Raw genomic sequence first — 21,737 nt, 5'->3', positions numbered from 1 at the left:
TCGGACCGATCTGAATTGCGCACAAGCCGCGTGCTGAGGAGGTGCGCTCTGCAAATTGCTCGACCGTCCGGTATGTGCCACAAGGTTCAGCGGCCGGTCCGGCCCCGAAGGAGGTCCTTCCGAACGGATCCTTCGGGAGATGGCATTCAGTCTGAAGCGGACATTCAGCGCGGACCTTTGTATGTCCGCTGGCCGGATGCGGTCACCGACAGGACGCGGCCCTCGACGCCTTGAGGTGCTCGAGCGTGGCGTCCGGGTGGCCAGCCATCATGCTCAGGCGGGTCAGGGCCAACAGACGGGGCAGGATTTCCTGGATAGCCTCCCGCTCGTTGTCGCCGGGCTGGTTGATCAGCCGACGCAACTCGACAACAAGTTTCGTGGCGTCAGCAGCCGCACCCGCCGCGATGCTCAGACGCTCGGCCAGGACCTGCGACTGCGCCTCAACGCGAGCCCGGGTGTCTTCGTTCTTGGTCATGTGGATAGCTCCAACTGTTGAAGGAAGGTCGAGCGTCCGGTCCTGGCGACGTGTAGCCGGTCGCCTAGCGCAAATGTTGGCTGACCTTCTGCTCTAGGAGCGCGACGAGTTCAGGCTGCATGAACTGGTACCGGTCAGGGATGTCGAGGCAAACGACCTTCTTCCCGTGCAGAGACCCAGCGAACCGTTGCTTGAGCTTGGCTCGATGCTGCCTCTCCATGACAAATATCAGGTCCGCCCACTCAAGCTGTTCGGGGCTGAGCACGCAGTCGGCGTCCGGCGCCAGGCCGGCGGAATCTGTCTCAATGTCAGGGCCTGCGAACACTTGCTCCGCCGTCGGGCTGCGGAGTCTGTTTCTACTGCAGATAAAGAGCAAGTGTTGCATTGTTGGCAGGCCCAATCCTAGCGAACTGTGGAAGCGCTTCGAACGTCCGCAGTGGCCGACTGTTGTCGAATTAAGAGGCGGTGCGCGCCCGAAGGACTCTTACGCTAACCCATGGCAGGCACGCGCAGGCAAAAAAAGGCTCCCCGTGGGGAGCCTGCAAAGCGCCCGCTAAGCCGGGCATCTCACAAGGGGGTCCCCCGAAGGCAAGTGCGATCGAGGAGGAGACGTTTGCAAGAAGGCAAGGGCACGACCAGTGAGGAAGCAACGACGCCCTTGCTTACTGAGCACTGTACGGAGGCCGCTGGTGTGTGTCTATGTGCCCTGTCTCCTTCTTCTGGCGAAATTTCTGTTTGCTGGGGGTAGTGGGGCAGTGGGGTAGTGGGGCAGTGCGTCTCCGGCAAGCCGGCCGCGCTGTCGTGCTTCGCATCGAGCCCTTCGGTCTCGCCCCTTCGGGCTTTCATCGCTGACGCCTCCGCGCCTGAGGCGCTGCGCCCTTCGGTTGCGGCGCGGCCTCGCCCCCGTTGCCTCCGATGGACGACTTCGTCAACGAGATGCTGCGCATGACCGGACATTCAGCCGATCTGGAGGATGGAGCGCAGGGTTTGCTGCGGGACGCACCGGGTGCCGCGACAGCCGTTGGCGAATTCCGCATATCGATCACTGAAATGCTTCTAGCCCGACCGCGCCGAAAGGCCTTGGACAGCCTCACAGTCTCGGGTTTGCAACTTCGAGCAGCGCGAGGCGAATTTCGTGAAGATCTTCTGGTTCCTTCCCACCCACGGAGACAGCCGCTACCTGGGCACCGCACACGGTGCGCGTAGCGTCAGCCACGCCTACCTTCGGCAGGTCGCGCAGGCGGCCGACGAACTGGGGTACGAAGGCGTGCTGATTCCGACGGGCCGTTCATGTGAGGACTCGTGGGTTGTCGCGTCCTCGCTCGCGCCGTTCACCGAGCGCCTGAAGTTCCTGGTCGCGATCCGCCCCGGCATCATCTCGCCGACCGTGTCGGCACGGCAGGCGGCGACGCTCGACCGCTTCTCGAACGGCCGGCTCCTGATCAATGTGGTGACGGGCGGCGACCCCGACGAGCAACATGGCGACGGCAGCTTCCTGACGCATGCTGAACGCTACGAGGTCACCGATGAGTTCCTGCGCATCTGGCGCGGCGTGGCGGCCGGCGAGACCGTGAACTTCAGCGGCAAGCACCTGCGGGTCGAGAACGCGAAGACACTCTATCCACCCGTTCAGAGGCCGTATCCGCCCCTGTGGTTCGGAGGCTCGTCCGATGCAGCCATCGAGCTCGCGGGCGAGCAGGTCGATGTCTACCTGACCTGGGGCGAGCCGCCTGCGGCCGTGGCCGAGAAGATTGCCAAGGCACGCGCCGCCGCTGCGAAGCATGGCCGCACGCTGCGCTTCGGCATTCGCCTGCATGTGATCGTGCGCGAGACCTCCGAGGCGGCATGGCGCGCGGCGGACGAACTGATTTCCTACGTCACCGACGAGACGGTCGCCGCGGCACAGAAAGCCTTCTCGCGCTTCGACTCGGTCGGCCAGCAGCGCATGGCGGCGCTGCATGGCGGTCGCCGCGACAAGCTGGAGGTGTCGCCCAACCTGTGGGCCGGCGTCGGCCTGGTGCGCGGCGGCGCGGGCACGGCGCTGGTCGGCAATCCCGAAGAGGTCGCCGCTCGCATCAGGGAGTACGCCGAACTCGGCATCGAGACCTTCATCTTCTCGGGCTATCCACACCTCGAGGAAGCCTACCGGCTGGCGGAACTGGTGTTCCCGCTGCTGCCGCTGGAGGCGCTGCGGCCACCAGGGCAGGCCAACCTCACCGGACCCTTCGGCGAGGTGATTGCCAATGACATCGTGCCGCCGGTACGCGCAGCAGCCTGAGCATCCCCGTCTTCCCGACTTCGTCGTTGCCGCTTCACGCAGGCGACGCCCACCCTTTCTCACATTCAACGCACCGACATGGCCCAGAAACTCAAAGTCGTCGCCGTCTCCGGCGGCCTGCAACGCCCGTCCCGCACGCTCGCCCTGGTCGAACAGATTCTCGATGGACTGTCCGACGCATTGCCCGTAAAAACGCGCCTCATCGAACTCGGCGAGATCGTTCCGAAGTTCGGCAGCGTGCTGCAGCGCGCGCACCTGCCGCAGGACGTCGAGGCCATTCTGCGCGACATCGAGACGGCAGACCTGCTGCTGGTCGCGAGTCCCATCTACCGCGGGTCGTACACCGGCCTCTTCAAGCATCTGTTCGACTTCGTGTACCACGAGTCGTTGATAGACGTGCCGGTGCTGCTGGCAGCGACGGGCGGCAGCGACCGGCACGCGCTGGCGATCGATCACCAGCTTCGGCCGCTGTTCAGCTTCTTCCAGGCGCACACCCTGCCCATCGGCGTCTACGCCACCGACAAGGAGTTCGAGAACTACCGTGTGAGCAGCGACGCCTTGCGCGCCCGCATCGCCCTGGCTGTCGAACGTGCGGTGCCTGTGCTGCGCCGGCGCGGCGAGCGGCCTTTGACTGTGCCTGCCCTGGCCCTGGCCTGAGCAGACCATGACGCAGCGCGTCCTGGCAGACGCCCCCGCAGCGGAAGCCTTGCTGACACTGGGCGGTCTGGGCGTGGACTTCCCCGGCCACAGAGCCGTGCACGCGCTCGACCTCCATGTGGCGGCGGGGGAGACCGTCGCGCTGGTGGGCGAGTCCGGTTGCGGCAAGTCGACCACTGCGCTGGCCGTGTTGCGGCTGCTGCCCGCGCATGCGCGGCTGTCCGGGTCGGTCCGCTTCGCGGGGCGCGAGTTGCTGACCCTCAGGGAGCGCGAGATCGTCGACCTGCGCGGTCGCGACATCTCGATGATCTTCCAGGAGCCGATGACTTCGCTCAATCCGCTGCACACGATTGGCCAGCAGGTCGCGGAGTCGCTGACGCTGCACCTGCCGCTGTCGAAGGCCGCGGCCCGCGCGCGCGCCATCGAGCTGCTCGACCTCGTGAAGCTGCCGGAGCCGGCGCGGCGCTTCGACGATCATCCACACCATCTGTCGGGCGGTCAGCGCCAGCGGGTGATGATCGCGATGGCCGTGGCCTGCAAGCCGAAGCTGCTCATCGCCGACGAGCCCACGACGGCGCTCGACGTCACCATCCAGGCGCAGATCCTGCGCCTCATCGACGACCTGCGACGCGAACTCGGCATGGCGGTACTGCTGATCACGCATGACCTGGGCGTGGTCGCGCAATGGGCGGATCGCGTGGCCGTGATGCACGGCGGGCGCAAGCTCGAAGAAGGTCCGATCTCGCGCGTCTTTGCGGCGCCACGCCATGCCTATACCCGTGGCTTGCTCGGCGCATCGCTTCATCTGGCGCCGGAACTGCACTACCGGGACGCTCGGCTCGCGGAAATCCGTGCCGACGACAAGGGCGGCTTCGAGCTGGTGCGCGAGCCGGTCCGCCCGCAGCCCGCGCTCGCGCGCCATTCGGACGGACCACTGCTCTCGATCGAGGACCTTCACATCGCCTACCCAGGACGGCACGGTCCGGTCCCGGCAGTCGAGGGCGTCTCGCTGTCGATCGTCGCCGGTGAAACTGTTGGGCTGGTCGGCGAATCGGGCTGCGGCAAGTCCAGCTTGTCGCGGGCCATCGTACGGCTGGTCGAGGCGCAGGCTGGTCGCGTCGTGCTGGATGGCGAGGATCTGCTCGCCGTGTCCGGTCGCGCGTTGCTGCCGTGGCGGCGGCGCGTGCAGATGATCTTCCAGGATCCGTACAGCTCCCTCAACCCGCGCCACCGCGTCGAGGACATCCTCCACCACGCGCTGGCCATCCATGGCGTGCGTGACCGCGCCGAGCGCGATCGCCGCATCGTCGCGGTGCTGGACGACGTCGGCCTGGAGGCGCAGGCACGCAGCCGCTATCCGCACGAGTTTTCGGGCGGCCAGCGACAGCGCATCGGCATCGCCCGCGCGCTGGTGCTGCGGCCCGAGCTGGTGATCTGCGACGAGCCTGTCTCGGCGCTCGATGTGTCGATCCAGGCGCAGATCCTGAACCTGATGGTCGATCTCAAGGCCGTCTACGGCCTGGCCTATCTCTTCATTTCGCATGACCTCTCGGTGGTGCGCTACGTCGCCGATCGCGTGCTGGTGATGAACGCCGGCCGCATCGTCGAGGCCGGGGATCCGAAAGCCATCTGGGCGAATCCGCAGCACCCCTACACGCGCTCGCTGTTGGCGGCAGCACCGGCTGCGCCGATGGCAACAGCCGACTTGCGGCTCGCCGCCTGAACTCCTTTCCTTTCATCGATCTTCCCGAGGACGCCATGCTCCACACTCTTCCAGACGAACCGACCGACAACGAAGCCGAGGCGCAGCGCGAGCTGCGCCGCCGGCAATTTTTCGGCCTGACCGGCGCGCTGTTGTCCAGCGGCCTGCTTGGCGGGCTCTACAGCGGGAATGCCGCAGCCCTCACACAAGCAACGCCGAACACCGAGGAGGGCGCCCAGCGCGGCGGCACGCTGGAGGCGACGGTGCATCCCGAGCCGCCGACGCTGGCCTTCTTCATCAATACCTCGACGCCCGGCCGCACCGTGGTCAGCAAGATCTTCGACGGCCTGCTCGACTATGGGCCGGACCTCAAGCCGCGCCCGCAACTCGCCGAGAGCGTGGACGTCTCGGCCGACGGGCTCACGGTGCGCCTCAAGCTCCGCAAGAACGTGGTCTGGCACGACGGCAAGCCCTTCACGGCAGCCGACGTCAAGTTCTCCGCCGAGGACGTGTGGCGCAAGCACGCCCCCACGGCGCGCCGCGTCTTCCAGCACCTGACGAAGGTCGAGACGCCCGATGCCCATACCGTGGTGCTGACACTTGCCAAGCCGACGCCGGTGATCCTGAACGCGCTCGACGTGGTGGCCGCGCCGGTGCTGCCGAAGCACCTGTACGAGGGCACCGACATCCCGAACAACCCCTACAACAACCGTCCGGTGGGCACCGGGCCCTTCGTGTTCAAGGAGTGGGCGCGCGGGAGCCACATCGCGCTGGAGCGCTTCGACAAGTATTGGGCGCCGGGCCTGCCGTACCTCGACAAGCTCACCTTCAAGATCATTCCCGACGTGGCGGGTCGCGCCACTGCGCTGGAGACCGGCGCGATCCAGTACGGCGAGCGCAACCCGGTGACTTTCGCCGATGCCGATCGCCTGGCCAAGTCGCCCAATCTGGTGGTCAGCACTGAGGGCTACAACGGCTTCGCGGGCTGGCTGTGGCTGATCCCGAACCTGCGCGACCCGATCATCGGCCAGCTCAAGGTGCGGCAGGCCATCCTGCATGCGATCAATCGCGACGCGCTCGTCAAGACGGTCTGGGGCGGCTATGCATCGCCCGCGACGGGGCCGGTGTCCTCGCTGCTCAAGACCTTCTATACGAAGGACACGCAGCAATACCCCTTCGACCGCAAGAAGGCCGAAGCCCTGCTCGACGAGGCGGGCTATCCCAAGAAGGCGGATGGCTTCCGCTTCAAGCTCGACCACGACTTCATTCCCTTCGGCGATGACTATCGCCGCACCGGCGAATTCGTGCGGCAGTCGCTGCGCGCGGTAGGCATCGACGTCAACCTGCGCGCGCAGGACCTCGCGAGCTGGACCAAGAACGTCTTTGCCGACTACAACTTCCAGCTCGTGAGTTCATGGGGCATCAACTGGCAAGACCCGCAGATCGGCGTGGAGCAGCACTACTGGTCCAAGGCCGAGTCCAAGGGTACGCCGTGGCAGAACGCATCCGGCTATGCGAGCGCCGAGGCCGACCGCCTCATCGAGGCCGCCCAGGTCGAGCGCGATGCAGCCAAGCGCGTGCAGCTCTACCAGGAGTTCCAGAAGCTCGCGCAGAAGGATCTTGCGCTCCTCAACCTGTTCGAGTTTCGCTGGTTCGGCGTGTGGGACAAGCGGCTGCGCAACGTGACCGATTCCTTCGACCACAGCCAGAACAACTTCGCGCGCGTGTGGTTCGAGTCGAAGGCATGACGGTGGGCTCTGGCGTGGCGAGCCGGATCCTGCGTCGGCTGCTCCAATTGCTGGGCGTGGTGGTCAGCACCGCGGTGATCAACTTCGCCCTGCTCAAGGCCTTGCCGGGCGATCTGGTAGACGTCATCGCGAGCGAGAGCGGCAGCGTGTCGGCCGAGTACGTCGCGCAGTTGCGCCAGCTCTACGGCCTGGACCGCCATGCGGTCGAGCAGTTGCTGGCCTATCTGGGCCGCATCGCGCAGGGCGACTTGGGTTTCTCGTTCCGCTTCGGCGAGCCCGTGCTGGGACTTGTGCTGCACCGGCTCGGACCGACGCTGGCCCTGGTCGGCGCGGCGCTGGCCTTGTCGGTGGTCGCCGGGGTGCTGCTGGGCATCGCCTCGGCGCGGCGCCCGCACGGGATCACTGACACGGTGCTGTCGGCGCTCGCCACGCTGGGCTACTCCGCGCCGATGTTCTGGACCGCGCTGATGTTGATCGTCCTCTTCGGCGTGCACCTCGAATGGCTGCCGATCGGGGGGCTGCGCGACGTGAGCGCGGGTTACACCGGCGCCCGGATGTGGCTGGACCACGCTTGGCACCTCGTGCTGCCGGCGCTGACGCTGTCGATCTACTACGTTGCGGTCTATGCGCGGCTTTCGCGGGCCTCGATGATCGAGACGCTGGCCGAGGACTACATCCGCACCGCCCGCGCGAAGGGTGCGCCGGAACGCCGCGTGATCTTCGGCCATGCCTTGCGGAATGCCGTGCTCCCGGTCGTCACCATGCTGGGCCTGCAAAGCAGCGCACTTCTGGGCGGCTCGATCGTCGTCGAGACCGTGTTCGGATGGCCCGGCCTCGGCCAACTGTCGTTCGAAGCCATCAAGAGCCGTGACATTCCCGTGCTCCTCGCGGTGCTGCTGTTCAGCGGTGTGCTCGTCGTGCTGGCCAACCTGCTCGTCGACCTGGTGCAGGCGCGGCTGGACCCGCGCGTGCAATCGCCAGCCACAGCAGGGAGTGCCGCATGAAGCGCTGGTACGTGCAACCGTCGATCCTCATCGGTGCATCGATCCTGCTCGTGGTCTTCGCGGCCGCCTTGCTCGCGGGCACAGTCTATCCGGGCGACCCGCTGGACATGGTGGGCGCGCCCTTCGTGTGGCCGGGCACCGACGCGCAGACGCCGCTCGGCACCGACCTGATGGGGCGCGACCTGGCGGCAGGGCTGCTCCATGGCGCCCGCGTCTCGCTGCTGGTCGGCGTCTCGTCGGCGCTCGTAGCGCTGGTGATCGGCATCGCCGTAGGCGCGGCAGCGGGCTTCTACAGGGGTCGAGTGGACGCGGTGCTCACGCGAGTCACCGAGTTCTTCCAGACCATCCCGGCTTTTCTGCTCGCGATCATCCTGGTCGCAGTGCTGCAGCCATCGATCGCGACCATCGTGTTTGCACTGGGCGTGACCTCGTGGACGAGCGTTGCTCGGCTGGTGCGCTCCGAATTCCTCTCGCTGCGCGAGCGTGAGTTCGTCAAGGCCAGCGTCGCGCTGGGCGCGAGCGACGCGCACCTGATCCTGCGCGAGATCCTGCCGAACGCGTGGACGCCCGTCGTCGTGTCCACCGCGCTGCTCGTGGCGAACGCCATCCTGTCCGAAGCCGGGCTCTCGTTCCTCGGCCTCGGCGATCCCAACGTCGTGAGTTGGGGCTCGATGATCGGCCTCGGCCGCGATGCGCTGCGTACCGCCTGGTACATGACGGCCTTGCCGGGTCTCGCCATCGTGCTCACCGTGCTTGCGCTCAATCTCCTGAGCGACGCCCTGCATGCCGCGCTCAATCCCCGACTGCGCCGCGTGCGTCGCAATGCGGTGCCAATGCCGTGAGCCCTTTTTTCTCCAGCTTTTTCTGACGTCCTATGTCGCACATCACTGAGAAAACCATCTCCCAGGCGCGCCTGCCGAATCCCCCGGACCCTTCGCGCGTGCACCGCATCGCGAGCGATGCCGAAGCGCTGGAAGTCGCGCGCCGCCTCGCTGCGGAGTTCGCGCCAGGCGCGTCCCAGCGCGATCGCGAGCGCATCCTGCCGTGGGATGAACTCGACCGCTGGTCGCAGAGCGGCCTGGGGGGCATCACCGTGCCGCGTGAATACGGCGGTGCCGACGTCTCCTACGAAACGCTGGCCGAGGTATTCGTCATCCTGTGCACGGCCGACCCGGCCCTTGGGCAAATCCCGCAGAACCATTTCGGCCTGCTCGGCGTGCTGCGCGAGATCGGCACCGACGACCAGAAGCGCCGCTTCTACGGCGAGGTGCTGGCGGGTGGCCGCCTGGGCAACGCTGGCCCCGAGCGGAAATCCAGGACCATCCTGCAGGGCGAAACGCGCCTGGAGCGCACGCCCGAAGGCCTGCGCCTGACCGGCCAGCGCTTCTATTCGACCGGCGCCCTGTTCGCGCACCGCGTGCCCGCGCGAGCGATCGACGACGAGGGCCGGCCGGTGCAGGCCTGGGTGCCGCGCGACGCACCGGGTCTCTCGGTGATCGATGACTGGTCGTCCTTCGGCCAGCGCACCACCGCCAGCGGTTCGGTCGCGTTCGACGCGGTGCCGGTGGATGCCGCGGACGTGCTGCCGGTGTGGCAACTCGCCGAGCGGCCGGGCCTGTACGGGCCCAACTCCCAGCTCGTGCAGGCCGCGATCGACCAAGGCATCGCCATCGCCGCAGTCGCCGATGCCATCGTGTTCGTGCGCGAGAAGGCGAGGCCGTGGGTGGATTCGGGCCTGGAGCGCGCGGCGGACGATCCGCATTTGATCCAGGACGTGGGCCGGTTGCAGATCGACCTGCATGCCGCGCACGAGGTCCTGCGCGAGGCGGGCCGCACGCTCGACGCGATAGCGTCGGCGTCGCTCACGGCCGAAGCCAGCGCGCGCGCGTCGGTGGCGGTGGCGGAAGCCAAGGTGCTGACGACCCGCATCGCGCTCGACGCCAGCGAAAAGCTGTTCGAACTGGCTGGATCGTCGGCGACTCGCGCGCAGCACAACCTCGACCGCCACTGGCGCAACGCGCGCACCCACACCCTGCATGACCCGGTGCGCTGGAAGACGCACCTGATCGGCAACTACCTGCTCAACGGCGTGCTCCCGGCGCGCCATTCCTGGAACTGACTGCATGAGCACCGACACCACTCTCCTTGAACGGCGCACCGTCGCCGCCGAACCCGCGCCTGCAGCTGAACCCAAGCGGCCGCCCGCGCGCATCCGCGATGACGCCCATGCCATTGAAGTGGCGCGCAGCCTCGCGGCGGAATTCGCCCAAGAGGCTGCGCGGCGCGATCGGGAGCGCATCCTGCCCTGGGCGGAACTCGAGCGCTTCACGGCCAGCGGCCTGTGGGCCATCACGGTGCCGCGAGAACACGGCGGCGCGGGCGTCACGGCCGCGACGCTCGCGCAGGTGATCGCCATCATCTCGGGCGCCGACGGTTCGCTGGGCCAGATTCCACAGAACCACTTCTACGCGCTCGAAGTACTGCGCGTCGGAGGCACCGAGGCGCAGCAGCGCTTCTTCCATGAACGCGTGCTGGCGGGCGAGCGCCTCGGCAACGCTCTGGCCGAAATCGGCCACAAGGACTTCAAGCGGCGCACCCGCCTCACGCCGGATGGCGACGGCTTTCGCGTCGACGGGCGCAAGTTCTATTGCACCGGTGCCTTGTTCGCGCACTGGATTCCCACGCTGGTGGTCGAGCAGTCGCAAGGGCGCGACGTGACACACCTGGCGTTCGTGCCCCGGCGCTCGGAAGGCGTGAGCATCACCGACGACTGGGACGGCTTTGGCCAGCGTGTCACGGGCAGCGGCTCGGTGGCCTTCGACAATGTGCGCGTCGAGCGCGAGTGGGTGGTGCCGTTTCTTGCGTCTTTCGAGCGGCCGACGACGATCGGACCGTTCGCGCAGATCCTTCACGCGGCGATCGACCTCGGCATCGGGCAGGGCGCCCTGGCTGCCACCTTGCCCTTCGTCCGCGAACATGCACGCCCTTGGATCGACGCGGGCGTCGACCGTGCCAGCGAGGACCCGTTGACGATCCAGCAGGTGGGAGAGGTCGCCGTGCGCCTGCGGGCGGCCGAGGCGCTGGTGAGCCGTGCGGCCCGCTTCCTGGCCGCAGCGCAGCGCGATCCGACCGAACGCAGCGTGGCCGAGGCCTCCATCGCGGTGGCCGAGGCGCGCGCGCTCACCACCACGGCTTCGCTCGACGCCGGCACCCGCCTGTTCGAACTGGCCGGCACGGGCGCTACGCTGGACGGCCTCGGGCTCGACCGCTTCTGGCGCAACGCGCGAACGCACACGCTGCACGACCCCGTGCGCTGGAAGTACCACGCGGTCGGCAACTTCCATCTCAACGACCGGCTGCCGACGCGGCACGGCGCGCTGTAAGTCAGGCATCGAGGAACACCGGACGAATGACACACAAGAAGCAGATCCTGCTCAACGCATTCAACATGAACTGCGTGGGCCACATCAACCATGGGCTGTGGACGCATCCGCGCGATCGATCGCGCGACTACAACACGATCGAACACTGGACCGGCATCGCACGCACGCTGGAGCGCGGCCTGTTCGACGGCCTGTTCATCGCCGACATCGTCGGCGTGTATGACATCTACCAGGGCAACGTCGACACCACGTTGCGCGAATCGATCCAGTTGCCGGTGAACGATCCGCTGATGCTGGTGTCGGCAATGGCCGCGGTCACGCAGAACCTCGGCTTCGGCGTGACGGTCAACCTCACCTACGAGCAACCGTATCTGCTCGCACGCCGCTTCTCGACGCTCGACCATCTGACGCGGGGGCGCATCGGCTGGAACATCGTCACCGGCTACCTCGACAGCGCGGCGCGTGCGATGGGGCTCACCGGCCAGATCGCGCACGACGAGCGCTACGACCGCGCCGACGAATTCCTGGAGGTGCTCTACAAGCTCTGGGAGGGCAGTTGGGAGGATGGTGCGGTGCGCGCCGACAAGGCCGCGCGCGTGTTCGCGGATCCCGCCCGGGTGCACAAGGTGCGCCACGACGGCCGCTACTACAAGGTCGACGGCTACCACCTGAGCGAGCCCTCGCCGCAGCGCACGCCGGTGTTGTTCCAGGCCGGCAGTTCGGGCCGGGGTCAGCGCTTCGCGGGCCGGCACGCCGAGTGCGTCTTCATCTCCCCGCCGAACAAGGAAGCGGCGCGCAAGAGCGTGCAGTCGCTGCGCGAGCAACTGGTGCAGGCGGGACGGCGGCCCGACGACGTCAAGGTCTTCGTGGGCGCAGCGGTGGTCACCGGCGCGACCCACAGGGAGGCGCAGGAGAAATACGCGGACTACAGGCAGTACGCGAGCCGAGAGGCCGGACTGGCGCATTTCTCGGCCAGCGTGGGCATCGACTACGCAGCCTACGACCTGGACGCGCCGATCGCCTATGGCGGCACGAACGCAATCGAATCGGCCGCGCGCACGGCCGAGCAGCAAGGGTGGACGCGACGCAGGCTGCTGGAGCTGTTCGAGCTGGGCGGCCGCTATCCGGCCATCGTGGGCGATCCTTCGGAGGTGGCCGACACCTTGCAGTCGTGGATCGACGAGACCGGCGTCGACGGCTTCAACCTGAGCCGAACGGTCGTCCCGGAAAGTTATGAGGACTTCGTCGACCTGGTGGTTCCGGAGCTCCAGCACCGCGGCGTCTACAAGACCGAATACGCGCCCGGCAGCCTGCGCAGGAAGCTCTTCGACACGGACCGCCTGCCGGAGCGCCACGTCGCCGCCAGCTTCCGGCCGAAACCTCAGGCGGTGTTGGCCCCGACGGTCCAGTAGAACGTCGGTTCGACGCCGTTGAGCGCGTGGTCACCGACCACGCGCGCCTTGTAGATCACGGGGTTGTGCGACGCGAGCGTGCGCGCGTTGCGCCAGTGGCGGTCGAGCCGGAGGTCTTCCTGAAGCGCCGAGGCCCCGCCGACGTCGAACAGGCGCGTCGCCGACTGCAGCACCGCATCACCGATGAACACCTGCGCCTTGGCCATGCGCAGTTCCACTTCCACGAGCATCTCGACGGAGACGGGCTGGCCTGCCGCGCGCAGGCGGTCGATGTCGCCGAGGGCGCTGGCGACGGCTTGCACCGCGGACGTGGCGGCGAAGGCGGTGCTGGCGAGTTGGCCGATCAGTTGCTGTACCAGGGGGTCTTCGCGAGGCGTCGTACCGCTTCCGTGGCTGTACACGCGCTTGCGTCGACGGACGAAGTCGACCGAATCGCGCTCGATGGACCGCGCGATGCCGGCCAGCGTTGCGAGATGCACCAATTGGAAGAAGGCCGTCATCGGGGTAGGGCCGGTGCGCGCGCTCGGCAGCACGTTGGCAGGGTCGACGCGCACGCGGCGGAAGCGCGTCGTGCCCGACGCGCTCAGGCGCTGGCCGAACCCGCGCCAATCGTCGAGTCGTTCGACGCCTTCGGCGTTGGCAGGCACGAGCACCAGCACCCGATCGCCCGAGCCATCGGCGCCATCGACGCGTTGCGCGGCGACGCCGATCCAGTCGGCGTACAGCGTTCCGGTGCTGTAGAACTTGTCGCCGTCGAGCAGCCATTGGCCGCCCTCGCGGCGCAGCTTCGTCTGCAGGCTGCCGACCGCGCCGTGGCCCAGCTCCGTGGTGGCATTGCCGAAGATCGCGCCGCTTGCGGCGCGGTCCAGCCACGGCGCGTGCAGACCGGGTTCGACTTCGGCGAAGAGCCGCTCGATGAAGCCGAAGTGCGCGCGCAGCACCTGGGGCAGGTTGGAGTCGGCCTCGCCGAGCTCGACGAGCTGGTCGAAGAGTTGCTCGACCGATGCGCCAAGACCACCGGCGGCATGTGGAACGCGCAGTGCGCCGAAGCCCGCATCGCGCAGCCAGCCGACCGCGTCATAGGCCAGTGTGCGGTCGTTCTCGCGTTGCAGGGCGCCTTCGGCGATGCGCCGGAACACGGGCCGGAATCGATCGGAGAGTTGCGTGGAGGAAGGTGTCGGTGGGAGTGGCATCGTGAGGGTGCAGTCGGAAATTTCGGTATTCAAAGCGCGTGCGCCCGTTGCAGTGCGCGCCGTACCGACGCAACGGCTTGGCCGACATCCGGCGCATCGCGATCCCGCGGTTGTTGCAGCGTGACGGGGATCGCCGCGCCAATGCGGCCCGGATCGGCCTCGAACACCAGCACGCGATCGCCGAGGTAGACCGCCTCGTCGATGTCATGCGTCACCATCAGCACGGCAATGCGATGGGCGCGGGCAACGCTCAACAGCAGTTCCTGCAGCTTCAGTCGCGTGAAGGCATCGACCGCCGAGAAGGGTTCGTCCAGCAGCAGCACGCGCGGCTGGACGAACAACCCGCGAGCAATGGCGACGCGCTGCGCCTGTCCGCCGGACAGCGCCTTGGGCAGTCGCGAGCCGAAGCCTGCGAGCCCGACCTCGTCGAGCAGGGCCGCCACGCGCGCGTCGTCCACCGGCCCGCGGCCATCGAATGCAACGTTGCCGGCCACCGTCAGCCAAGGAAAGAGGCGCGGCTCCTGGAAGACGAATCGAATGTCGCGCGTCGGCCCGGCAGTCGCTTCGCCGCCCAGGCGGACCTCTCCTTCGTAGTCGCGGTCCAGGCCCGCCACGATGCGCAGCAGCGTGCTCTTGCCGCAGCCGCTCGCGCCTACAAGCGTGACGCATTCGCCTTCGCGGAGTTGAAGATGGACATCGCGCAGGACGTCCTGCTGCGCAAAGCGCTTGCTCCGCACCCGCACGTCGAGCAATGGCGATTCGGTCGTCATCGGGTGGCCACCGTATCGCGCCACGCCAGCCAGCGGTTCTCCAGCATCTGCATGCCGGTGTCGGTGAGCTTGCCCATGAGGGCCAGCAGGACGATGGCCGCCAGGACGATATCGGCTCGTCCGGTCTCGCGTCCATCGGTCAGCAGGTAGCCGAGGCCGCGCGTGGCGGCGATGAGTTCGGCGGCGACCATGAACATCCACGCCAGGGACAGTCCGTTGCGAAGCCCGGTCCAGATTGCCGGCAGGGCGGCGGGCAGCAGCACGCGACGGGCCATGGCGATCGGGCCGAGGCGGGCCATCTCGGCCACCTCGACGAGCTTGCGGTCCACATCGCGCAGGCCCGACACGACGCCCATGTAGATAGGGAAGAAGGCGCCGATCGCGATGAGCGTCAGCTTGGCCGCTTCGTCGATGCCCAGCCAGAGCAGGAGAAGCGGCACCCACGCGAGCGACGGAATGGCGCGCAAGGCCTGGAAAGTGGGATCGAGCAGCGACTCTGCGCGCCGGCTCAGGCCGACCCAGACGCCGCACGCAACGGCGAGCGCGGCGCCGGCCGCGAAGCCTGCGAGGACGCGAGCCGTGCTGACCAGCACATGCGTCGCGAGCCCCTGGGCCGCGAGTTCGGACAGCGTGCGCGCGATCTCGCTCGGCGGCGGCAGCAGGTGGGCAGGAACCCACCCGGCGCGCACGGCGATTTCGAGGCCGAGCAGAAAGGCGATCGGCAGCGCCGCGCCCAGCCAGAGGGAATGCCGGCCTGTGCGCGGCGGCTCGGGAGCTGGCCTCTCGCGCACCGGAGGCGGCGCCAAGGTCTCCAGCGCTTTGATCGGCGGCGATGAACTCATGGAGGGGCTCAGGCCGCGGCGCCGGCGAGCTGTGCGCGCGCGAACCGGGTGTCGACCAGATCGGCGATCACCTTGTCGAGATTCGTGCCCGGCTTCACGAGTTGTTCTTCGAGCAGGATCGATGACGCGGCCTGCAGCGCCTTGACGTGCTCCGCCGAGGGCAGGGGATTGCTCAGGTCGGTGCGCAGCTTGAGCTGCAGCAGTGCGACTTCGAGGCTGACCTTGGCCTCCTCGGAGAGGATGCGCGCGGCCTCCGATGTGTTCGCCAGAGTCCACTTGCGCGCCCGCTCGTAGGCTGCGATCACTCGCTGCACCGTGGCCGGCTGCCGGGCCAGGAAGTCCTCGCGCACGTTGAGGAAGCCATAGGTGTTGAAGGCCACGTTGCGGTAGATGAGGCGCGAGCCCGCGTCGAGCTCGCTCGCTGCCATCAGGGGGTCGAGGCCGGCCCAGGCGTCCACGCGGCCCTGTTCGAGGGCCACGCGGCCGTCTGCATGCTGCAGGCCGACATGCTCGATGTCGCTCCGGCGCAGCCTGGCTGTCTGCAAGGCGCGCAACAGGAACAGGTAGGGGTCGGTCCCCTTGGTGGCAGCGACCTTCTTGCCCTTGAGGTCGGCCACCGTGCGGATGCTGGAGTCACGCCGCACGACGAGCGCGGTCCACTCCGGCCGCGAGAAGATGTAGGGTGTTCGGATCGGGTTTCCGTTCGCACGGGCGAGCACCGCGGCGAGACCCGCGCTGGAGCCTATGTCGATGCTGTTGGCGTTGAGGTACTCGAGGGCGCGGTTGCTGCCGGCGCTCAGCACCCACTTGACGTCGATGCCGTCTCTTTTCAGATCCTGCTCGAGCCACCCGAAGCGGCGCAGCACCAGGCTCGTGGGCGAGTAGTAAGCGTAGTCGAGCCGCAGCTCCTTGAGAGTGTCGGCCGCGCGCACGAGGGCGGGCAGCGCGAGGGTGGTGGCGCCGGCGACGGCGCCGTGAAGGACTGAACGGCGTTTCATGAAAAGGCTCCTGCTGCGCAAGGGTGCAAAGCCCGCGACCTTAGCGTTGCGCCCGGGGCGCGGCAAATCAGGAATTCGCGCTTGCTTATGCGTACGGTGCGAGTTCAGGCGGCCAGTCGCTCTGCCGGCGCGGCGTCGGCGGCGAGCCGCGCGCGCCGGGCCTCGTAGCTGCGCAACTGCGCGTAGGCCAGCGGCAGCAGCACCGTGTCGGCGGTCGACCAGCGACCCCGGCGCAGAAGGTCGCCGAGGATGTGGTCGCCCTCCGTCGGAGCGCCGCGCTCGATGTCTTTCAGCAGCGAGGCAGTGAGGGGCGAGTCGGGCGCGGTCACCATCGCCCGGGTTCGGCCCAGCGCCTCCGGACTCGGGGCGAAGCCGTTGTGGGCGGCAATGCGGCTGCATTCATTGAGCAACCCCAGGGCCACGTCCTGGGCACCGGCGCGCACGATGTCGCCCACGCTCGCGCGCATCAGGCTGGTCGCACCGGCCAGGGTTGCGATGTGCACCCATTTCTCCCACATGGCTTGCAGGATGTTGTCGCTCGACCGGCTGTCGAAGCGGGAGGAGGCGAACGCGGCGGCAATCGCGTCCACACGCGCACTGCGCACGCCATCGAGCTCGCCGAAGATGAGCGTGTGATCCTTGCCCAGATGCAGGACTTCGCCGGTGTCGTCCAGCGTCGCGGAGATCAGGCCAAGGCCACCGATCACCTTGCGGTAGCCGAAGCGCTCGGTCAGACGGTCGAGATGACGAAGCCCGTTGAGCATCGGCAGGATGGTGGTGTGAGGACCGACGGCAGTCGCGAAGGATGCGATCGTGCCCTCGAGGTCGTAGGCCTTGCAACCAACGACGACCAGGTCATAGGGCGACTTGATCTGGTGCGCCTGCAGCGCCGCGGGCGAGGGCAGGTGGGCGTCGCCCGCAGGGCTGTGGATGACCAGGCCGCTCGCGGACAGTTGGGAGGCCCGCCGCTGCCGGACCAGGAAGGTCACATCCTGCCCTGCCTGCAGCAGCCTGCCACCGAAATAGCCACCCAGAGCGCCGGCGCCGACCACGAGGATCCGCATGTCTGTTCTCAGAATGCCGGCACGAGCGAGCCGTTGAACTTCGTCTCGATGAAGCTCCTGACTTCGGGCGACTGGTAGGCCTTCACGAGTTGCTGCGCCCAGGGCTTGTCCTTGTCGGTGCGCCGCACGGCGATGAGGTTGGCGTAGGGGCTCTGGGGCGATTCCTTGATCACGGCGTCCTTTGCCAGCGTGAGGCCGGCCTTCTCGGCGTAGTCGTTGTTGATGGACGCGATGGTCAGGTCGTCGAGCGAGCGGGGAAGCTGCGCCGCGTCGAGCGGGACGAGCTTCAGCTTCTTCGGGTTGGAGATCACGTCCAGCGGTGTGGCCGTGTTGTTCTTCACCGCCTCGGGCTTGAGCGTGATGAGCTTCGCGTTCTGCAACAGCAGCAAGGCGCGATTGCCGTTAGACGGATCGTTCTGGATGCCCACGCTGGCGCCATCAGGCAGCGCATCGATCGACTTGATCTTGCGCGAGTAGAAACCCAGCGGCGCGGTGATAGTGAGCCCGACGGGCACGATGTCGAAGCCGCGCGACTTGTTCTGGTTGTCCAGGAAGGGCTGGTGCTGGAAGGCGTTGGCGTCGAGGTCGCCGGCGGCCAGCGCTGCATTGGGCAGCTGGTAGTCGTTGAAGACGATTACGTCGAGGGTGAGACCGTCGCGTGCCGCGACCTTCTTGACCACCTCGAAGATCTGCTCGCCGTTGCCGACCGACACGCCGACCTTCAAGGTCTTCTTCTCCTGCGCGTGCAGCACTCCGCTGGCGGCGAAAAGGGTCAGGGAAGCGAGGGAGAACGCGGCGATCGCGGTGCGGCGGCGAAGGGAGAACGGCATGGTCGCATGGATGTCGAGTGAAGGAGGCGCGAATGTGCCTGCCGCCGGCGCATTCCGGAACGAAGGAAATCGCGCAACCTTATGCGGGTTGCATGGGGTGAAGCGTGCTCCGGCGCTTAGTCGGAATCCGCATATGCACGTTCCGAAAGCGTCGTTCACGCGTTCGCGGCTCGTCCCGATACTCGCCAGCTTTGCCCAGGGCCGACCTGCGCGCCGCATCGGTGTTGCTGCAGCGCGGTCCCCACTGCTCTCCATGACTGCCGATTCCCACATCCACCCATCCGGCACGTCGCCGGTGATCCGGCTCGAATCCGTCCAGAAGTCGTTCTCGCTTCCCAATGGCGAGCGTTTCGACGCCGTGCGCTCTCTCTCGCTCGACATCCATGCGGGCGACATCTTCGGATTGATCGGCAAGAGCGGTGCCGGCAAGTCCACGCTGCTGCGGCTGGTCAATCTTCTGGAGCGCCCGGACGCCGGCAGGGTCATCGTCGGAGGGCGCGATCTCACGACCTTGTCGCGCCGTGAACTGCGCGACATCCGGCAGTCGCTCGGGATGATCTTCCAGCAATTCAACCTGATCCAGAACGCGACGGTGGAAGACAACGTTGCCTTCCCCCTGAAGATCCATGGCCGCCACTCGCGCGCCGACATCCAGGCGCGCGTGCGCGAATGCCTGAAGCTGGTGGGGCTTGAAGAGAAGATTCACAGCTATCCCGCGCAACTCTCAGGCGGGCAGAAGCAGCGGGTGGCCATCGCGCGCGCGCTCGCTCCGCGACCCCAGGTGTTGCTGTGCGACGAGCCGACTTCCGCGCTCGACAGTGAGACCACGCGCGAGCTGTTGCAAACCCTGCGCGACATCAATCGCAAGATCGGTGTGACCATCGTGATCGTCACGCATGAGTTGTCGGTCGTCGAGGCGCTCTGCCGACGTGTGGCGATCCTGGAGCATGGCGAACTGATCGAGCAGTTCGACGTCGACGCGCCGGCGTCGAATCGACTGACTGCGCTCGGTCGCGAGATCGATGCGCTGGTGCGTCGGCGTGAGCGCGACGTGCGCGATGCCGGCCATACCCATGTGGCCGCGTCGTCCGCAGGCGCGCCTGTCGTCTTTCCTGTTTCCGATATGCCGCATCGCGCCGGCTCGCAAGGAGTCGCGTATGCCTGAGAACATTGCCGCCATCCTGCCCGAACTCTGGATCGCCATCGGGCAAACCTTCCTGATGCTCGCGATCGGCCTGGGCGCCGCGCTGTTGATCGGCGGTCCGCTGGGCGTACTGCTGTTTCTGCTCAGTCCCGGCCAGTCCCTGGCAAACAAACCCGTGCACTTGGTGCTGAACTGGATCGTCAACATGGTGCGCTCCTTCCCGTTCATCATCCTGTTGGTCGCGCTGGTGCCTTTCACGCGGCTCGTCGCGGGTACGTCGATCGGCCCCCTGGCGGCGGCCGTGCCGCTGTCGGTCGCCGCCATTCCCTACCTGGCGCGGCTGGTCGACCAGTGCCTGCGCGAGGTGCCGCGCGGCGTCATCGAGGCGGCGCATGCGATGGGCGCGAGTGAATTGCAGATCATCTGGCGTGTGCTCATCGTCGAGGCGCGATCGGGGCTGGTGCTCGCGTTCACGGTTTTGTCGGTGAGCTTCCTGTCGTATTCCGCAATCGCCGGCGTTGTCGGCGGCGGCGGCATCGGCGACCTCGCGATCCGGTATGGCTACTACCGCTTCCAGACGGACGTGATGGTGCTCACCGTGGCCGTCCTGGTCGTGCTGGTGCAGATCCTCCAGTTCGTCGGCAACACGGCAGCGCGGCGCCTCGACAAGCGCTGACTCCCTCTTTCGATCCTTCTCCTTTCTCCAATAGACTTCACATGAAAACCGCATTGCTTCGTCGCTCCCTCCTTGCCCTCTCCGTGGCCGCGCTTTCGCTGGGCGCACTGCCGTCTTCCGCCCTCGCGCAAGGGGCCAAGAGGGAACTCGTGATCGGCGGCACCGCCGGCTCCAACATCGACCAGCTCAAGCAGGGCATCGTGCCGATCCTGGAGAAAAAGGGCTACAAGGTGAAGCTGGTCGAATTCAACGACTACGTGCAGCCCAACCTGGCGCTGGCGCAGGGTTCGCTCGACGCGAACTTCTTCCAGCATCTGGTCTACCTCAGGAAGTTCGCGGCCGACCAGAAGCTCGACATCATCGAACTGGTGCAGGGCCCGATCGCCCCGCTTGGCGTCTACTCGACGAAGCGCAAGACACTGACCGAGGCGAAGGACGGCGACCGGGTCACGCTGCCGAACGACCCGAGCAACCTCGCACGCGCGCTGGTGCTGCTGGAGCAGAACAAACTGCTCACCCTGAAGAGCGGCATCGATCCGATCCGGGCATCAGAGAAGGACATCGACGCGAACCCACGCAAACTCAAGTTCATTCCGCTGGAGGCGGCGCAGCTTCCGCGTTCGCTGGGCGATACGGAATACGCGATCATCAACGGGAACTTCGCCATTTCGTCCGGACTGAAGCTGACCGATGCGGTGGCCCTGGAGAAAACGCCGGACCACTATCTCAATGTAGTCGCGGTGAAGCGTGCGGACAAGGACGCGCCGTGGGCGAAGGACCTTGTCGAGGCCTACCGGTCGAAGGACTTCCAGGCAGTGGTGGACAGCAAGTTCCAGGGCTACGCAAAGCCCAGCTTCCTGCAGTAGTCGCGCGGCGTCGTTGGGCACGCCGCACTCGTTCCTCTCGCGTCTCCACCTGCGCATCGAAGCTTCAACCTTGTCATTGCTGCAGACCGGTTTCCACGGTCCGCGGAGGCACACAGGAGACCAACTCGCGCAAGGCTGTGCCGAGAATGGAGGCCGGTACTAGTCCGCTCGCAGCGGTGACCACAGAATGTTCATCTGCTCGTTTGCGAGCCTGAGAATCTGCAACGCCTCATCGCCGACACGCCGTGGGTAGCTGTCGGGCTCGTTAGTCTGCGGCATGGCTGAACGGTCAGCCAACATACCGTCAATCATCCCTTGCATCAAGCCCGGCTGTTGCTGCTCAAGGCGCTGAAGAAGCATGTGAAGGATGAATATTCCAGCGTCTCTGCGAGCGTCCTCGTTTTGCGCATGTGCTTCCATGGTCGATAGCTGCTCGATGTGAGTGACAGCCGGATTCTGCCGGAACCAGAACTCTCACGGACCTGCGCCTCACTCGAGACGGCAGGAGGAAAAAAGGCTCCCCGTGGGGAGCCTGCAAAGCGCCCGCTAAGCCGGGCATCTCACAAGGGGGTCCCCCGAAGGCGAGTGCGATCGAGGAGGAGACGTTTGCAAGAAGGCAAGGGCACGACCAGTGAGGAAGCAACGACGCCCTTGCTTACTGAGCACTGTACGGAGGCCGCTGGTGTGTGTCTATG

The 21,737-nt window shown here is 66.9% G+C and carries 21 protein-coding genes; 12 read left to right on the top strand and 9 right to left on the bottom strand.

All coding sequences use genetic code 11. The features are described 5' to 3' along the window. Positions 1 to 202: 202 nt before the first annotated feature. Both QTH90_RS30095 and QTH90_RS30090 read right to left on the bottom strand, forming a co-directional pair. Positions 203 to 475 carry a hypothetical protein gene (locus QTH90_RS30095; RefSeq protein ID WP_286668252.1) on the bottom strand — a complete coding sequence of 91 codons (273 nt, stop codon included), beginning with the start codon at positions 473 to 475 and terminating at the stop codon, positions 203 to 205. 64 nt (positions 476 to 539) lie between these two features. After that, positions 540 to 860, bottom strand: a complete 321-nt coding sequence (locus tag QTH90_RS30090; RefSeq protein ID WP_286668251.1) for a low molecular weight protein tyrosine phosphatase family protein — start codon at positions 858 to 860, stop codon at positions 540 to 542. A gap of 750 nt (positions 861 to 1,610) precedes the next feature. On the opposite strand from QTH90_RS30090, the gene ssuD reads away from it, so the two are divergent. The 9 genes from ssuD (at position 1,611) to QTH90_RS30045 (ending at position 12,659) form a co-directional block, all read left to right on the top strand. Next, positions 1,611 to 2,753: an FMNH2-dependent alkanesulfonate monooxygenase gene (gene ssuD, locus QTH90_RS30085; protein WP_286668249.1), complete on the top strand. Its 1,143-nt coding sequence runs from the start codon at positions 1,611 to 1,613 to the stop codon at positions 2,751 to 2,753. Between the two features lie 78 nt (positions 2,754 to 2,831). Next, on the top strand, positions 2,832 to 3,410 hold the full coding sequence (gene msuE / locus QTH90_RS30080) for an FMN reductase (protein WP_286668248.1): 579 nt from the start codon (positions 2,832 to 2,834) through the stop codon (positions 3,408 to 3,410). A 7-nt stretch (positions 3,411 to 3,417) separates the two neighbouring features. Then, on the top strand, positions 3,418 to 5,133 hold the full coding sequence (locus tag QTH90_RS30075) for an ABC transporter ATP-binding protein (RefSeq protein WP_286668247.1): 1,716 nt from the start codon (positions 3,418 to 3,420) through the stop codon (positions 5,131 to 5,133). A gap of 35 nt (positions 5,134 to 5,168) precedes the next feature. Then, positions 5,169 to 6,860, top strand: coding sequence for an ABC transporter substrate-binding protein (locus QTH90_RS30070; protein WP_286668246.1), 1,692 nt, complete (start codon positions 5,169 to 5,171; stop codon positions 6,858 to 6,860). Further along, a complete protein-coding gene (locus QTH90_RS30065; protein ID WP_286668245.1) occupies positions 6,857 to 7,864 on the top strand; it encodes an ABC transporter permease in 1,008 nt (335 codons plus the stop codon). The genes QTH90_RS30070 and QTH90_RS30065 overlap by 4 nt, the downstream gene beginning before the upstream one ends. Continuing rightward, positions 7,861 to 8,706 (top strand): ABC transporter permease, encoded by an 846-nt coding sequence (locus tag QTH90_RS30060; RefSeq protein WP_286668244.1) that lies wholly within the window; start codon positions 7,861 to 7,863, stop codon positions 8,704 to 8,706. Before QTH90_RS30065 ends, QTH90_RS30060 begins: the two co-directional genes overlap by 4 nt. Positions 8,707 to 8,738: 32 nt before the next feature. Next, entirely contained in the window at positions 8,739 to 9,983 is a 1,245-nt protein-coding gene (locus tag QTH90_RS30055; RefSeq protein WP_286668243.1) for an SfnB family sulfur acquisition oxidoreductase, read from the top strand. Between the two features lie 4 nt (positions 9,984 to 9,987). Then, the gene (locus QTH90_RS30050) at positions 9,988 to 11,247 is read left to right on the top strand and encodes an SfnB family sulfur acquisition oxidoreductase (RefSeq protein WP_286668242.1); all 1,260 of its coding nucleotides are present in this window, start codon (positions 9,988 to 9,990) and stop codon (positions 11,245 to 11,247) included. A gap of 26 nt (positions 11,248 to 11,273) precedes the next feature. Further along, the gene (locus QTH90_RS30045; protein ID WP_286668241.1) at positions 11,274 to 12,659 is read left to right on the top strand and encodes an LLM class flavin-dependent oxidoreductase; all 1,386 of its coding nucleotides are present in this window, start codon (positions 11,274 to 11,276) and stop codon (positions 12,657 to 12,659) included. Here QTH90_RS30045 and QTH90_RS30040 read toward each other — a convergent pair. The 6 genes from QTH90_RS30040 to QTH90_RS30015 form a co-directional block, all read right to left on the bottom strand. Next, positions 12,629 to 13,852, bottom strand: a complete 1,224-nt coding sequence (locus tag QTH90_RS30040; protein WP_286668240.1) for an acyl-CoA dehydrogenase family protein — start codon at positions 13,850 to 13,852, stop codon at positions 12,629 to 12,631. The genes QTH90_RS30045 and QTH90_RS30040 overlap by 31 nt on opposite strands. A gap of 29 nt (positions 13,853 to 13,881) precedes the next feature. Continuing rightward, positions 13,882 to 14,622 carry an ABC transporter ATP-binding protein gene (locus QTH90_RS30035; protein WP_286668239.1) on the bottom strand — a complete coding sequence of 247 codons (741 nt, stop codon included), beginning with the start codon at positions 14,620 to 14,622 and terminating at the stop codon, positions 13,882 to 13,884. Then, on the bottom strand, positions 14,619 to 15,464 hold the full coding sequence (locus QTH90_RS30030; RefSeq protein WP_286668238.1) for an ABC transporter permease: 846 nt from the start codon (positions 15,462 to 15,464) through the stop codon (positions 14,619 to 14,621). The genes QTH90_RS30035 and QTH90_RS30030 overlap by 4 nt, the downstream gene beginning before the upstream one ends. 8 nt (positions 15,465 to 15,472) lie before the next feature. Then, entirely contained in the window at positions 15,473 to 16,462 is a 990-nt protein-coding gene (locus QTH90_RS30025) for an aliphatic sulfonate ABC transporter substrate-binding protein (RefSeq protein ID WP_286668237.1), read from the bottom strand. Between the two features lie 104 nt (positions 16,463 to 16,566). After that, positions 16,567 to 17,526: a 2-dehydropantoate 2-reductase gene (panE, locus tag QTH90_RS30020; RefSeq protein ID WP_286668236.1), complete on the bottom strand. Its 960-nt coding sequence runs from the start codon at positions 17,524 to 17,526 to the stop codon at positions 16,567 to 16,569. 8 nt (positions 17,527 to 17,534) lie between these two features. Beyond that, entirely contained in the window at positions 17,535 to 18,356 is an 822-nt protein-coding gene (locus QTH90_RS30015; RefSeq protein ID WP_286668235.1) for a MetQ/NlpA family ABC transporter substrate-binding protein, read from the bottom strand. Positions 18,357 to 18,609: 253 nt separating this feature from the next. On the opposite strand from QTH90_RS30015, the gene QTH90_RS30010 reads away from it, so the two are divergent. The 3 genes from QTH90_RS30010 to QTH90_RS30000 are packed head-to-tail and all read left to right on the top strand — an operon-like array spanning position 18,610 to position 21,042. After that, entirely contained in the window at positions 18,610 to 19,521 is a 912-nt protein-coding gene (locus QTH90_RS30010; RefSeq protein ID WP_286668234.1) for a methionine ABC transporter ATP-binding protein, read from the top strand. Beyond that, a complete protein-coding gene (locus QTH90_RS30005) occupies positions 19,514 to 20,176 on the top strand; it encodes a methionine ABC transporter permease (RefSeq protein WP_286668233.1) in 663 nt (220 codons plus the stop codon). Before QTH90_RS30010 ends, QTH90_RS30005 begins: the two co-directional genes overlap by 8 nt. 41 nt (positions 20,177 to 20,217) lie before the next feature. Further along, positions 20,218 to 21,042 carry a MetQ/NlpA family ABC transporter substrate-binding protein gene (locus QTH90_RS30000; RefSeq protein ID WP_286668232.1) on the top strand — a complete coding sequence of 275 codons (825 nt, stop codon included), beginning with the start codon at positions 20,218 to 20,220 and terminating at the stop codon, positions 21,040 to 21,042. Between the two features lie 159 nt (positions 21,043 to 21,201). Here QTH90_RS30000 and QTH90_RS29995 read toward each other — a convergent pair whose 3' ends face one another. After that, positions 21,202 to 21,462 carry a hypothetical protein gene (locus QTH90_RS29995; RefSeq protein ID WP_286668231.1) on the bottom strand — a complete coding sequence of 87 codons (261 nt, stop codon included), beginning with the start codon at positions 21,460 to 21,462 and terminating at the stop codon, positions 21,202 to 21,204. Positions 21,463 to 21,737: the final 275 nt, after the last annotated feature.

The sequence above is a fragment of the Variovorax flavidus genome (genome assembly GCF_030317145.1).
Taxonomy (GTDB): domain Bacteria; phylum Pseudomonadota; class Gammaproteobacteria; order Burkholderiales; family Burkholderiaceae_C; genus Variovorax; species Variovorax flavidus.
Note: the sequence above shows the minus strand (reverse complement) of the source record. Positions and strands in the feature narration are given on the sequence as shown.

Excerpts from the sequence above, each read along its gene's own strand:
- QTH90_RS30095 (WP_286668252.1), bottom strand. The coding sequence starts at position 475 with ATGACCAAGAACGAAGACACCCGGGCTCGCGTTGAGGCGCAGTCGCAG.
- QTH90_RS30000 (WP_286668232.1), top strand. The coding sequence starts at position 20,218 with ATGAAAACCGCATTGCTTCGTCGCTCCCTCCTTGCCCTCTCCGTGGCC.
- QTH90_RS30045 (WP_286668241.1), top strand. The coding sequence starts at position 11,274 with ATGACACACAAGAAGCAGATCCTGCTCAACGCATTCAACATGAACTGC.
- QTH90_RS30055 (WP_286668243.1), top strand. The coding sequence starts at position 8,739 with ATGTCGCACATCACTGAGAAAACCATCTCCCAGGCGCGCCTGCCGAAT.
- QTH90_RS30040 (WP_286668240.1), bottom strand. The coding sequence starts at position 13,852 with ATGCCACTCCCACCGACACCTTCCTCCACGCAACTCTCCGATCGATTC.
- QTH90_RS30015 (WP_286668235.1), bottom strand. The coding sequence starts at position 18,356 with ATGCCGTTCTCCCTTCGCCGCCGCACCGCGATCGCCGCGTTCTCCCTC.
- QTH90_RS30035 (WP_286668239.1), bottom strand. The coding sequence starts at position 14,622 with ATGACGACCGAATCGCCATTGCTCGACGTGCGGGTGCGGAGCAAGCGC.
- QTH90_RS30090 (WP_286668251.1), bottom strand. The coding sequence starts at position 860 with ATGCAACACTTGCTCTTTATCTGCAGTAGAAACAGACTCCGCAGCCCG.
- QTH90_RS30065 (WP_286668245.1), top strand. The coding sequence starts at position 6,857 with ATGACGGTGGGCTCTGGCGTGGCGAGCCGGATCCTGCGTCGGCTGCTC.
- QTH90_RS30005 (WP_286668233.1), top strand. The coding sequence starts at position 19,514 with ATGCCTGAGAACATTGCCGCCATCCTGCCCGAACTCTGGATCGCCATC.
- QTH90_RS30070 (WP_286668246.1), top strand. The coding sequence starts at position 5,169 with ATGCTCCACACTCTTCCAGACGAACCGACCGACAACGAAGCCGAGGCG.
- panE (WP_286668236.1), bottom strand. The coding sequence starts at position 17,526 with ATGCGGATCCTCGTGGTCGGCGCCGGCGCTCTGGGTGGCTATTTCGGT.
- QTH90_RS30050 (WP_286668242.1), top strand. The coding sequence starts at position 9,988 with ATGAGCACCGACACCACTCTCCTTGAACGGCGCACCGTCGCCGCCGAA.
- QTH90_RS30060 (WP_286668244.1), top strand. The coding sequence starts at position 7,861 with ATGAAGCGCTGGTACGTGCAACCGTCGATCCTCATCGGTGCATCGATC.
- QTH90_RS29995 (WP_286668231.1), bottom strand. The coding sequence starts at position 21,462 with ATGGAAGCACATGCGCAAAACGAGGACGCTCGCAGAGACGCTGGAATA.
- QTH90_RS30025 (WP_286668237.1), bottom strand. The coding sequence starts at position 16,462 with ATGAAACGCCGTTCAGTCCTTCACGGCGCCGTCGCCGGCGCCACCACC.
- QTH90_RS30030 (WP_286668238.1), bottom strand. The coding sequence starts at position 15,464 with ATGAGTTCATCGCCGCCGATCAAAGCGCTGGAGACCTTGGCGCCGCCT.
- QTH90_RS30075 (WP_286668247.1), top strand. The coding sequence starts at position 3,418 with ATGACGCAGCGCGTCCTGGCAGACGCCCCCGCAGCGGAAGCCTTGCTG.
- msuE (WP_286668248.1), top strand. The coding sequence starts at position 2,832 with ATGGCCCAGAAACTCAAAGTCGTCGCCGTCTCCGGCGGCCTGCAACGC.
- QTH90_RS30010 (WP_286668234.1), top strand. The coding sequence starts at position 18,610 with ATGACTGCCGATTCCCACATCCACCCATCCGGCACGTCGCCGGTGATC.